This is a genomic window from Streptomyces aureus (assembly GCF_000725495.1).
GTDB lineage: Bacteria > Actinomycetota > Actinomycetes > Streptomycetales > Streptomycetaceae > Streptomyces > Streptomyces aureus_B.
Genome location: NZ_JNZD01000004.1, coordinates 778679 through 791042, shown reverse-complemented (window position 1 = coordinate 791042; position 12364 = coordinate 778679). Strand labels below are relative to the sequence as shown.

At 71.2% G+C, this 12364-nt stretch carries 10 protein-coding genes and 1 pseudogene; 5 read left to right on the top strand and 6 right to left on the bottom strand.

Going from position 1 to position 12364, the window contains the following annotated elements; translation table 11 throughout:
- Nucleotides 1-97 precede the first annotated feature (97 nt).
- The gene (locus IO36_RS09605; protein WP_037618615.1) at nucleotides 98-562 is read left to right on the top strand and encodes a MarR family winged helix-turn-helix transcriptional regulator; all 465 of its coding nucleotides are present in this window, start codon (nucleotides 98-100) and stop codon (nucleotides 560-562) included.
- A gap of 54 nt (nucleotides 563-616) precedes the next feature.
- Here IO36_RS09605 and IO36_RS09600 read toward each other — a convergent pair whose 3' ends face one another.
- Both IO36_RS09600 and IO36_RS09595 read right to left on the bottom strand, forming a co-directional pair.
- Nucleotides 617-1600, bottom strand: coding sequence for a DUF3048 domain-containing protein (locus IO36_RS09600; protein WP_037618099.1), 984 nt, complete (start codon nucleotides 1598-1600; stop codon nucleotides 617-619).
- Between the two features lie 169 nt (nucleotides 1601-1769).
- The gene (locus IO36_RS09595; RefSeq protein ID WP_037618098.1) at nucleotides 1770-2840 is read right to left on the bottom strand and encodes an ATP-dependent DNA ligase; all 1071 of its coding nucleotides are present in this window, start codon (nucleotides 2838-2840) and stop codon (nucleotides 1770-1772) included.
- A gap of 74 nt (nucleotides 2841-2914) precedes the next feature.
- Here IO36_RS09595 and ligD point away from each other — a divergent pair, with 74 nt between their 5' ends.
- Nucleotides 2915-3946, top strand: a complete 1032-nt coding sequence (ligD, locus tag IO36_RS09590) for a non-homologous end-joining DNA ligase (protein WP_037618095.1) — start codon at nucleotides 2915-2917, stop codon at nucleotides 3944-3946.
- 388 nt (nucleotides 3947-4334) lie between these two features.
- On the top strand, nucleotides 4335-5372 hold the full coding sequence (locus tag IO36_RS09585; RefSeq protein ID WP_037618093.1) for a LacI family DNA-binding transcriptional regulator: 1038 nt from the start codon (nucleotides 4335-4337) through the stop codon (nucleotides 5370-5372).
- Between the two features lie 347 nt (nucleotides 5373-5719).
- On the opposite strand, the gene IO36_RS09580 is transcribed toward IO36_RS09585, so the two are convergent.
- Nucleotides 5720-6511 (bottom strand): VOC family protein, encoded by a 792-nt coding sequence (locus IO36_RS09580; protein WP_037618091.1) that lies wholly within the window; start codon nucleotides 6509-6511, stop codon nucleotides 5720-5722.
- 267 nt (nucleotides 6512-6778) lie between these two features.
- On the opposite strand from IO36_RS09580, the gene IO36_RS09575 reads away from it, so the two are divergent.
- Nucleotides 6779-7024: a WhiB family transcriptional regulator gene (locus IO36_RS09575; RefSeq protein WP_051900194.1), complete on the top strand. Its 246-nt coding sequence runs from the start codon at nucleotides 6779-6781 to the stop codon at nucleotides 7022-7024.
- 129 nt (nucleotides 7025-7153) lie between these two features.
- A complete protein-coding gene (locus tag IO36_RS09570) occupies nucleotides 7154-8371 on the top strand; it encodes an esterase/lipase family protein (protein WP_037618085.1) in 1218 nt (405 codons plus the stop codon).
- Nucleotides 8372-8464: 93 nt separating this feature from the next.
- On the opposite strand, the pseudogene IO36_RS44300 reads toward IO36_RS09570, so the two are convergent.
- The 3 genes and pseudogenes from IO36_RS44300 to IO36_RS09555 all read right to left on the bottom strand — a co-directional run.
- Nucleotides 8465-9439, bottom strand: a pseudogene (locus IO36_RS44300) (acyl-ACP desaturase); the annotation flags it as partial.
- A 210-nt stretch (nucleotides 9440-9649) separates the two neighbouring features.
- On the bottom strand, nucleotides 9650-10426 hold the full coding sequence (gene ddaH / locus IO36_RS09560) for a dimethylargininase (protein WP_037618080.1): 777 nt from the start codon (nucleotides 10424-10426) through the stop codon (nucleotides 9650-9652).
- 129 nt (nucleotides 10427-10555) lie between these two features.
- On the bottom strand, nucleotides 10556-12190 hold the full coding sequence (locus IO36_RS09555) for an ABC-F family ATP-binding cassette domain-containing protein (protein ID WP_037618078.1): 1635 nt from the start codon (nucleotides 12188-12190) through the stop codon (nucleotides 10556-10558).
- Nucleotides 12191-12364: the final 174 nt, after the last annotated feature.

The following is a 12364-nucleotide window of genomic DNA, read 5'->3' as shown; positions in this document are numbered from 1 at the left end:
GATCGGCGAGGGCGAGACAGTCGTCGGGTGGGCGGGTATCGTTCAGTGCACCAACGAATGGGAACGCACCGGCGCCCACCGGATCCGAGGAGCGCACATGGCCGCGGTGGACCTCTCCACCCACCCCGGGCACCTGGCCCGGCGTCTGCAGCAGGCCCACTACCTGCTGTGGAACACGATGGTCTCCGAGGAGATCACCTCGCCCCAGTTCGCGGTCCTGAACGCGCTCGTCGCCGAGCCCGGTCTCGACCAGCGCACAGTGGGGGAGCGGGTGGGGCTCGACCGGTCCACCATCGCGGAGGTCATCAGCCGGCTCGGGCGCCGCGCCCTGCTGGACAAGGTGCGCGACCCCCAGGACGGACGGCGGTTCCTGCTCCGGCTCACGGACGAGGGGCTGCGCGTCCACCGGAAGCTGACCGTCCGCACGGCGCGCATGAACCAGGTGTTCCTGGCGCCCCTCTCCGCGGCCGAACAGGACCTCTTCTTCGACCTCATCCAACGGGTCTCGGACGCGGCCGAGGGGCTCCGCAACCCGGGGGAGCCCGTCCGGGCACAGCCCTGAGGTCGGTGCCCCGGGTTCAACGTCCCGGTGAAGGCTCGCGGTTCACCCCCGGGCTCACGCCTTGACGAGGACGACCCACACCTGGCCGGGGGCGAAGTTCAGCGGTGCGCCGTCCGCGGTGGTGAACCGGGTGCCGTCGGTCGCCGCGGGGCGTGTCCACCGCGCGTCGAAGACGCGGCCGTCGCGCAGCACCTGGGCCGTGCCCGAGCCCACCGACTCGGTGAACGGCGTGTTGTTGCCGAGGAAGTCGTGGTACTTCGACGAGCGCACCTTCACGTGCTGGACGACCACCGTCGCCGGGGCCACCTTCCTGCCGTCGGTCGTCACCGTCGGGGTGCCGTCCATGGCCACCAGCCAGCGTCCGCGGTCGGCGGACCAGGTGAAGGTGAAGCGGGCCGAGGGGAAGCGGACGGTCAGGGAGTCCTCGGGGGTGCCGCCCGCGGGCGCGGCACCGAAGCGGAAGCCTGTGGTCAGCGCCGCGTCGCCGGGCACGGAGTCCATCAGCCGCCGGGGACGCAGATACAGATTGTGCGGCGCGGCCTTGCCCGAGCCCCGGTACCAGGCGTCGGGCACCTTCCCGGCCGGTTCGGGATCCAGCGGGGCGTCGTCTATCAGCGGCAGCAGTTTGTGCTGGGCCCCGGAGAAGGCGAGCGTCGGGTCGTGGAACTGTCTCAGCAGTTCCAGATCCGACTCCCGGGCGCTGCGCACGGGTCCGACGGAGTCGGGCAGGGTGGTGGCGAAGACCGCCATCAGCCGGCTCAGTCCGCCCTCGACCTGCTCCGCGTAGACCACGTCCGCCGCGTCGAGCCCCGTCTGGGGGCGGGCGTCGGGCGCGTTGTCTATCTTCACGGCGAGCACCGGACCGGCGTTCGCCGTGTCCGTCCCGCTCGGGCTCGGACTCTGGCTCTGACTCGGGGACCGGCTGTCGTGGGCGGCTCCGCCCCCCGAGGTGCAGCCCGACACCAGGGAACCCGCCACCGTGACCGCCAGCAGCGCCGCCGTCCACGCGCCCCGCCGTGCCCGCACCATCTCTCGCATGCCCACCGTGCCACCTGTCCCGTGCCATCGATTGTGCGTTCAACAGTCCATCGATGGCTATACCCGATCGTTTCTGCCTGTGTGGGGCGAGTGAAGTGATCGGCTCGGCGGGGTGATCCGTGCAGGGTCGAACAGGGGGCGCGGACGACATGGTTCCGTGCCCGGTGTGTCAGCTCCGCGGCCCCAGGATCTCCGCCAGGTCGTAGCCGACCGGCTCCTCCAGTTGCGCGTACGTGCAGCTCTCGGCGGTACGGTCGGGACGCCATCGGCGGAAGCGGGCCGTGTGGCGGAACCGTACGCCGTTCTCCATGTGGTCGTACGCCACCTCGGCCACCCGCTCGGGCCGGACCGGGATCCAGGACAGGTCCTTCTTCGCCGACCACCGGCTGGGCGCGCCCGGCAGCCGGGCCGACTCGTGCGCCGACTCCTGCGCCCAGGCCGCCCACGGATGGTCGGCCGCGTCCTCCAGCCGCAGCGGCTCCAGCTCCTCCACCAGCTCCGCCCGCCGCTTCATCGTGAACGCGGCGCTCACGCCCACGTGCTGGAGCGTGCCCCCGTCGTCGTACAGGCCCAGCAGCAGCGAGCCGACGACGGGCCCGCTCTTGTGGAAGCGGTACCCGGCGACGACGACGTCCGCCGTCCGCTCGTGCTTGATCTTGTACATGGCACGCTCGTCCCGCAGATACGGCAGCGTGAGGGGCTTCGCCATGACCCCGTCGAGCCCCGCCCCCTCGTACTGCTCGAACCACCGCTCGGCCACCTCGCGGTCCGTGGTCGCGGGCGCCACATGGACCGGCGCCGTCGCCTCGGACAGCGCCGTCACCAGCAGCGCGCGCCGGTCGCCCAGCGGCGCGTCAAGGAGCGAGGCGTCGGCGAGGGCCAGCAGGTCGAAGGCCACGAAGGAGGCCGGCGTCTTCTCGGCCAGCATCCGCACCCGCGAGTCGGCGGGATGGATCCGCTCCGTGAGCGCGTCGAAGTCGAGCCGCCCCTCCCGGGCGATCACGATCTCCCCGTCCATCACGCACCGCTCCGGCAACCGCTCCCGCAGCGCCTCGACCAACTCCGGAAAATACCTGGTCAGCGGCTTGCCGGTACGACTGCCGATCTCGATCTCGTCCCCGTCCCGGAACACGATCGCCCGGAACCCGTCCCACTTCGCCTCGTAGTGCATGTCCGGCGGAATCTTCGCCACGGCCTTGGCGAGCATCGGCTTGACGGGGGGCATGACCGGCAGATCCATACTTCGATTCTGCGCGGAGGCGCGGGCTTCCGCCCGGTGTGCGGGGTGCGTGAGCTGGGCCTACCGTGGCTCGCATGGGCGATGCGGTGGAACTCGAAGCGGCCGGCCGGAGCGTTCGTCTGTCCAGCCCGGACAAGATCTTCTTCCCGGAGCGCGGCTTCACGAAGCTGGACCTCGCCCAGTACTACATCGCCGTCGGCGACGGCATCCTGCGCGCCCTGCGCAACCGCCCCACCACCCTGGAGCGCTACCCGGACGGGGTGACCGGTGAGTCCTTCTTCCAGAAGCGGGCGCCCAAGAACATGCCCGACTGGATCCCGACCGCCCACATCACCTTCCCCAGCGGCCGCAGCGCCGACGAGATGTGCCCCACCGAGCCCGCCGCCGTCCTGTGGGCCGCCCAGTTCGGCACGCTCACCTTCCATCCGTGGCCGGTCCGCCGCGACGACGTCGACAGCCCCGACGAACTGCGCATCGACCTCGACCCGCAGCCCGGCACGGACTACGCCGACGCGGTGCGCGCCGCCCACGAACTGCGCGAGGTCCTGCACGAGTACGGCGGGCTGCGGGGCTGGCCCAAGACCTCCGGGGGCCGGGGGCTCCATGTCTTCGTGCCGATCCAGCCGCGCTGGACCTTCACCCAGGTGCGCCGGGCCGCCATCGCGGTCGGGCGCGAGCTCGAACGCCGCATGCCCGACCAGGTCACCATCGCGTGGTGGAAGGAGGAGCGAGGCCAGAAGATCTTCGTCGACTACAACCAGACCGCCAGGGACCGCACCATCGCCTCCGCCTACTCCGTACGGCCCCGACCGCACGCCCCGGTCTCCGCGCCGCTGCGCTGGGACGAGGTGGAGGACGCCCGGCCCCGGGACTTCGACCTGGCGACCATGCCGAAGCGCTTCGCCGAACTCGGCGACGTGCACGCCGACATGGACGAGCACGCCTTCTCCCTCGAGGCCCTGCTGGAACTCGCCAGCCGCGACGAGCACGACCACGGTCTCGGCGACCTGCCCTATCCGCCCGAGTATCCGAAGATGCCGGGCGAACCCAAACGGGTGCAGCCGAGCCGCGCGAAGCACGAGGACGCCGGGTCGTCCGGCGGCTGAACCGGCCGGGCCGACGCTCGTCGATGGACCGGCCCGTCGGCGGAGCCGTTCGCGAGCGGCCCGGGCTCAGCCACCCACTGCGGCCACCAGTGCCCGGCGGTCCCGAGCAGTGCCGCGTCCGCGGCCACGTCGTAGCGCACGTTCCCGGTCGAGCCGTCGTTGCCCCCCACTGACAACGGGCCCGGCACGGCCGGGCGTCGGCGCGGGCGGCGGACGGAGACAAGAGGCGATACGGGCCGGATCCGCCCCGGCGGGGCACTGGGGGTCTCGCCGAAATCGCCCTCCGCGTAGATCGGTTCGAGCCGTTTTCGAAGATCGGGGAGCACCCCACCGGAGCGGGCCCTACCGCGGCTATTCTGATCCGCATCCGCCGAGGAGGTGCCCTGAGGTGACCGAGACAGCGTCGCGCCCCACGCTGGAGGCCGTGGCCGCGCGGGCCGGGGTCTCCCGGGCCACCGTGTCGCGCGTCGTGAACGGTGGGGACGGGGTCCGCGAGCCGCTCGCCGAGCGGGTGCGCCGGGCCGTCGAAGAACTCGGGTACGTTCCGAACCAGGCCGCCCGCAGCCTCGTCACCCGACGCCACGACGCCGTGGCCGTCGTGATCGCCGAGCCGGAGACCAGGGTCTTCGCCGACCCCTTCTTCGCCCTCCAGCTCCGCGGCATCAGCAAGGAACTGACCGCCCACGACTCCCAGTTGGTCCTGCTCCTCACGGAGGGCCGTGACGATCACGCCCGGGTCGCCCGCTATCTCGCCGGCGGCCATGTCGACGGCGCGCTCGTCTTCTCGCTGCACCTCGACGACCCGCTGCCGGGCCTGATCCACGGCGCGGGCGTGCCGACCGTCTTCGGCGGGCGGCCCGGCTGGGGCGACGGCGTCCGCGAGGCGGTGTACGTCGACTGCGACAACCGCGGCGGGGCCCGCCAGGCCGTCCGCCATCTGCTCGGTCTCGGGCGCACACGCGTCGCCCACATCACCGGCGCCCTCGACCAGACGTCCGCGGTCGACCGGCTCGACGGCTACCGGGACGTCATGGGCGACGCCGACCCGGCGCTCGTCGCGCAGGGCGACTTCACCCCCTCCGGCGGTGAACGCGCGATGAGAGAACTGCTGGAGCGCCGGCCCGACCTGGACGCGGTGTTCGTGGCGAACGACCTGTCCGCCCTCGGCGTGCTGCGCGTGCTGCGCGAGGCGGGACGGCGGGTGCCCGAGGACGTCGCCGTGATCGGCTTCGACGACATGCTGCCGATAGCCGAGCAGACGGAGCCGCCGCTGACGACGGTCCGTCAGGACATAGAGGACATGGGCCGGTTGATGGCCCGGCTGCTGATCGGCGGGCTTGAGGGCGGGTCCGCCGGCAAGGACCCGGTGCCCGGGCGTTCCGGAGTGGTCCTGCCGACGACGGTGGTGCGCCGGGCCTCCGCGTAGCACCACCGCCACGCGGCGCGAGTCCTCCGGCCGGGTCACCCCGGTGAGCCCGCCGGCCGGGCCTGCGCGTGGCATCACGGTGGAGTGGCGCGAGTTGTTCGGCCGGGGCACCCCTTGTACGTGAGCCGGCCCTTCGGCCGGGGCGCCTCCATACGTGGGCCGGCCCTTCGGCCGGGGCGCCTCCATACGTGGGCCGGCCCTTCGGCCGGGGCGCCCCCATGCGTGGACCAGCCCTCCGGCCGGATCGCCCCCGTACGTGACCGAGTCCCTCGGCCGGCTCACCCCCGTACCGAGTGAACCCGTCGGCCAAGACCCCCGGACCGGCGCAAGCCCACCCGCCGGGTACCTCAGCCCTGCTGGGGCGCGCTCTTGATCACCGCGAAGCGGGCCCCGTAGGGATCCGTGAACCTGGCCATCCGGCCCACGCCCTCCAGGTCGGTGGCGGGCATGCGGACCGTGCCGCCGAGCTCCTGGACCTTGGCCACCACGGCGTCCGTGTCCGGGACCTCGATGTACGGCACCCAGGTGGCGCCGGTCCTCGCCTCGACCGGGTCGTCCGCGAGCGGCATCAGGCCGCCGAACATGCCCTCGTCCTCGGTCCCCGCCGGGTTGACGCAGGTGTAGATCCCGCCCGGGAACGAGACCGCCGAGGTGTTCCAGCCGAAGACCGCGTTGTAGAACGCGGCGGCCGACGCGATGTCCGGGGTGACGAGCTCGACCCAGCACAGGGAACCCGGGTCGCCCGCCATGCCGAGGCCCTCGGTCCGTCCGGGCTGCCAGACGCCGAACGTCACGCCCGCCCTGTCGGCGAGCATGGCCACGTGCCCCTCGCCCATCACGTCCACGGGCGCCATGAGCACCGTGCCCTTGGCCTGCTCGACCGCCTTGGCCGTGGCGTCGGCGTCCCCGGTCCTGAAGTACACGTTCCAGGACGGCGGGCCCTGCTCGGCGGAGATCTGCATAGCGCCGGCCACGGTCTTCCCGTCGACCTGGAAGAAGCCGTAGCCGCCGGCGTCCGGCCCCGCCGACTTGAACCGCCAGCCGAAGACGCCCTCGTAGAAGGCGATGGCGCCCGCGATGTCGGACGTGCCGACGTCCAGCCAGTTCGGGGAGCCGTTGACGAAGTCGGTGGTGAGCATGATCGCCCTCCTTTGGGGGTCCCGTTCCCTTTGGGCCCACTCTTCCACCGCCCACCGACAATCGCCGTGGGGCGCGTATACCGCCCGGATCGGCGGCGTCGTCACTCAAGGTGTCCGTCCCGGTTCTCGCCGTCGCCGTTTTCCTCCGCGCGCCGCCGTGCCCGGGGGCCGGTCCAGGGTCCATCATCGAGGCCGCCGGAAGCGTCGGAACGCGGCGTTGATCCCGCGTTGATCGAACGTTTTTCGGGTCGGGGCACGATCGTCCGCATGTACTCGCAAACCATCACCCCGACCGACCTCGCCTGGCAGGAGCAGGCGTTGTGCGCGCAGACGGGGGCGGACTTCTTCTTTCCCGAGCCGGGCAGCTCGGTGCGCGACGCCAAGCGCATCTGCGGGATGTGCGTGATGCGGTCGGCGTGCCTCGACTACGCGCTGAGCAACGACGAACGTTTCGGCGTGTGGGGCGGACTCTCCGAGAAGGAGCGTCTGGGCCTGCGACGCGCCCTGGAGTGACGCACCCCCGGCCGTCTGGCGCCGGTCACGTGCCTCGTCGGAGTGAGCGGCTTGGCATATGCGTATGGACCGTGCCAAATCTGCGTATGACGTCCTCTGATCGTTGTCACCGACACCGAAAGGGATGTCATGGCCGACAGCAAGGCCGGCAAAGCCAGGAAGGCCGCAGGATCGATCGGGCTCGTCGCCCCGATGGGGAAGCCCGCACCCGCGGAGGCTCCCCGGGCCGACGAGGAATGGCAGCTACCCGGGGGCAGCGCCCGCGTGTACTACGGGCAGGGCCGGCAGGGCGTGGTCCGGCCAGTGGTCCTGGCCGACGGGTTCAACCTCGGGCCGACCGATTTCGACTGGCTGTGGGACGGGCTGGAGAACGGCCGGTACCCGTTCGTCAGCGAACTGCGGCGGCGGGGACGCACGCTGATCCTCGTCGGGTTCGACGAGCGCAGCGAGTCCATCCTGCGCAACGCGGAGACGATGACCGCCGCGATCATGCGGACCATCGCGGAGCAGCTCGAAGACACCCGGCTGCTCGTCGGCGGGTTCAGCATGGGCGGCATCGTCGCCCGCTACGCGCTGGCCAAGATGGAGATGCAGCGCATGGACCACCGGGTCGGGGTCTACGCGTCGTTCGACAGCCCGCACCGGGGAGCGTGGGTGCCGATCGGACTCCAGGCGTTCGCGCACTACCTCGCCGACGCCGGCGACGACACGTACCTGCGCCAGATCGGCAGCCCCGCCTCGCAGCAGATGCTCTGGCGCCACCTGGACGCCGTCGACGGCACGCCGAAGGAGAGCCCGCTGCGCAAGGAGTTCAAGGAGCAGCTGGAGCGGGTGGGCGGCTGGCCGCGCATCCCGCGTCTGATCGGGGTGTCCAGCGGGCGCGGCGACGGAGTGGGCAACGGCGTGCGCGCCGGGGCGAAGGCACTGACCTGCGCGGGGCCGCTCTTCGACGGTACGTACTTCCTCGCCCAGCCCAAGGGCGAGGCCGTCGAGGTGGCCGTGCTCGACGGTGTCCTCGGGGGACCGCACACGATCACCACGAGCGGGTTCCCCGAGCTCGACGGCGCGCCCGGCGGGACGCTGGAGTCGTTCGGCATCGTGGGGGACACGCTCAGGGCGTTCGGCGAGAACGTCGACATGGTCCACCGGTCGGTGTGCTTCGTCCCGTCCGTCAGCGCGGTCGCCATCCGTGACCTGGACCGGCAGGAGAACCTGTACGCGAACATCGACCAGCTGCCCCCGGAGGAGTCGGATCTCGACGACTTCCTGCTCTCGGCGGACAACGACCCGCACGCGATCATGACGCCGGAGATCGGGGAGTGGGTCCTGGACCGGCTTCCCGACTAGACCCCGGCCGGGAGCGGATCGCTCTGGACTCCGGCCCGGGACCGGATCGGTCGGGGACCGTCCAGCCCCGGACCGGGTGCGGCCCGCAGGGCCACCACAGGCGCGGGACGCCATCCGGGCCTTGCGGGCGGCGAGCTTCTCGTCGAACTTCGAGGCTTCGGCGTTCAGCCCGCCCATGAAGAAGCCGAGCTCCTCCTGGGCCTTCAGGCCCTCGGGGCCGAGGCCGTCGATCTCCAGGACCTTGAGGTGGCGCAGCACCGGCTGGAGCACGTCGTCGTGGTGGATGCGCAGGTTGTAGACCTCGCCGATGGCCATCTGCGCGGCCATGCGCTCGAAGCCGGGCATGCCGTGACCGGGCATGCGGAAGTTGACGACGACGTCACGGACGGCCTGCATGGTCAGGTCGGGGGCGAGCTCGAACGACGCCTTCAGCAGGTTGCGGTAGAACACCATGTGCAGGTTCTCGTCGGTCGCGATGCGCGCCAGCATGCGGTCGCAGACCGGGTCGCCCGACTGATGACCGGTGTTGCGGTGCGAGATGCGGGTCGCGAGCTCCTGGAAGGCGACGTACGCGACCGAGTGCAGCATCGAGTGTCGGTTGTCCGACTCGAAGCCCTCGCTCATGTGCTGCATGCGGAAGGCCTCGAGCTTGTCCGGGTCCACCGCGCGCGAGGCGAGCAGGTAGTCGCGCATGACGATGCCGTGCCGGCCCTCCTCCGCGGTCCAGCGGTGCACCCAGGTGCCCCAGGCGCCGTCCCGGCCGAACAGGGACGCGATCTCGTGGTGGTAGCTCGGGAGGTTGTCCTCGGTGAGCAGGTTGACGACGAGCGCGATCCGGCCGATCTCGGTGACCTTGGACTGCTCCTTGTCCCAGGCCTCGCCGTCCTCGAAGATCCCGGGGAAGTTGCGGGCGTCGCTGAAGGGCACATACTCGTGCGGCATCCAGTCCTTGGCCACCTTCAGGTGGCGGTTGAGCTCCGTCTCGACGACTTCCTCCAGCGCGTACAGCAGGCGAGCGTCGGTCCAGGCGGAAGCCGGGCTGCCGAGGTCGGGAGAAGTGATCGTCACGGGTGCTCCAGGGGGACGGGACAACGAGCCAAGAACTAACCTACGGCATCGTAGGCTACGTCTCCGTAGGTTACGACTCCGTAGGTTAAGAAGCCCGTAAAGGGCTCTGATCAGCGGCGTTACCGGCCGGGAGTCGGGCATTTCCGGGCCATGACGGAGGGACCCGGGGCGCGCGGGGCCCAGGGCCGACTGGGTGACCCGCTCACTCGTTCAGACGTACAGCTCCCGGAGTCTCACCGAGAGACATGTCACACAGCCCTCGAGCTTCTCGAACTCGCCGATGTCCACCAGGACCGGCTCGTGGCCGAGGCCGGCGAGCAGCTCCGCCGTCTTCGGGGCGGACGCCGCCATCAGCAGCCGGTTGCCGCCCAGGAGCACGACGTGCGCCCCGGACTCCTCCGGCACCGCCAGGAAGCGGGGGAAGAGGGAGGGGGTGTCCACCAGCGGTTCGTGGCCGATCACCGTGCCGTCGGGCAGCGCGGTGACCGCCGACTTCAGGTGCAGCACCTTGCTCACCGGTACGGCGACGACCCGGGCCCCGAGCGGCTCGAAGACCGCGCGCAGCTGCTGGACCCCGGCGGCGTTCGTCCGTCCGCCGCGGCCCACGTAGATCGTGTCGCCCACCTTGAGGACGTCACCGCCGTCGAGGGTGCCCGGATCCCAGATCCAGTTCACCGAGCAGCCGAGCCGCGCCACCGCCTCCTCCACGCCCGCGGTCTCCGCGCGGCGGGACTCGGCGCCCGGGCGGGTGATCAGGGCGACGTTGCGGAAGACGACGACCGCGTCCTCGACGAACACCGCGTCCGGGCAGTCCTCGGCCGGGTCCACCTCGACGGTCTCCCAGCCGTGCGTTCGCAGCGCCTCGACGTACGCCTCCCACTGCTCGACGGCGAGGCCGACGTCCACCGCCTGGCGTTCCACATGCGTCACCAGCCCCTCGGCGAGGCGGGGGCCGGGCCTGCGGACGAGTGCTTTCTGACTGGGCACGGGCGGGTCTCCGAATCGGTGGGGGTGTCGGCGCAACATCATGCAGCGCCCTTCGCGCACGCAAAAGACCCCCGGCCTGGCGTCGGGGCACCGCCCACCCCCGACGCTAGGCCGCCTCCGCTTCCGGGACTATGAGGAATACCCGACAGTTTCCGGAGCGATTTCTTTCAGTTCTCCTCCTTCCAGCAGCAGCCGTCGCGTGATGCCGATCGACTCCAGGAACGGCATGTCGTGGCTGGCCACGATCAGCGCCCCCTCGTACGACTCCAGGGCCGCGGTGAGCTGGCGGACGCTCGCCATGTCCAGGTTGTTCGTCGGCTCGTCGAGCATCAGCAACTGCGGGGCCGGTTCGGCCAGCATCAGTGCCGCCAGCGCCGCGCGGAAGCGCTCGCCGCCGGAGAGCGTCTCCGCCGGCTGGTCGGCCTTGGCCCCCTTGAACAGGAAGCGGGCGAGCCGGGCCCGGATCCGGTTGTCGGTGGCCGCGGGCGCGTACCGGGCCACGTTCGCGGCGACGCTCAGCGCGTCGTCCAGGACGTCGAGCCGCTGCGGCAAGAAGCGCAGGGGCACATGAGCGTGCGCCTCGCCGGACACGGGGGCCAGCTCCCCGGCGATCGTGCGCAGCAGGGTCGTCTTCCCGGCTCCGTTCCGCCCGATGAGCGCGACGCGTTCCGGTCCCCGGAGATCGAAGATCCCGTTCACCCGTGATCCGTGCTGGAGTTCCAGCCGGTCGAGGGTCAGGACGTTGCGCCCCGGCGGCACGGCCGTGTACGGCAGGTCGATCCGGATCAGATCGTCGTCGCGTACGGCCTCCACCGCCTCGTCGAGACGCTCCTTCGCCTCGCTGAGCCGGCCCTCGTGCATGAGGCGGTGCTTGCCCGCGGACTCCTGCGCCGCCCGCTTGCGCGCACCCATCACGATCTTGGGCTCTCGCTTCTGCTCGTACATCTTCTGCCCGTATCGCTTGCGCCGGGCCAACTTGACCTGGGCGTCGATCAGTTCGCGTTTCTGCTTCTTCAGATCGGACTCGGCGACGCGCACCATGCGCTCCGCCGCCTCCTGTTCGGCGGCGAGCGCCTCCTCGTAGGCGGAGAAGTTGCCGCCGTACCAGGTGACCTCGCCGGAGTGCAGATCGGCGATCTGGTCGGCCAGGTCCAGGAGTTCACGGTCGTGGCTGACCACGATCATCACCCCGGACCAGGCCTCCACGGCCGCGTACAGCCGCCGCCGCGCGTACAGGTCGAGATTGTTGGTGGGTTCGTCGAGCAGCAGGACGTCGGGCCGGCGCAGCAGGAGCGCGGCCAGCCGCAGCAGCACCGACTCGCCTCCGGACACCTCCCCGATCGTGCGGTCCAGGTCGATGTGCCCGAGGCCGAGTTCGCCGAGGGTGGCCAGGGCCCGCTCCTCGACGTCCCAGTCGTCGCCGACGACGTCGAAGTGCTCCTCGGCCACGTCGCCCGCCTCGATGGCGTGCAGGGCGGCACGGACCGCGCGGATGCCGAGGGCCTCGTCGACCCGCAGCCCGGTGTCGAGGGTGACGTTCTGCGGCAGATGGCCGACCTCGCCGGCCACCTTGACGGTGCCGTCGGCCGGGGTGAGGCGGCCGGCGATCAGCTTCAACAGGGTCGATTTTCCTGAGCCGTTGATGCCGACGAGTCCGGTGATGCCCGGTCCGAAGGCGATCTGGAGACCGTCGAAGACCTCGGTGCCGTCAGGCCAGGAGAAGGACAGGGAGGTGCAGGCGACGGAGGTGGGGGACGTTGACATGAGAGCCTCGCGAATGCTGGATGCGGTCGGGGGTACGCGTAGGGGACACCGCGAGGCGACGACGATCCGGTTCGGAGGACGGAGAAGAAGGCTCCGCACCCAAGGACGGCTCGATACGCCGAGGTCGCACGCTGCGCACACAGGGGTCCGACGGGACCAGCCAGGTGTGACGCG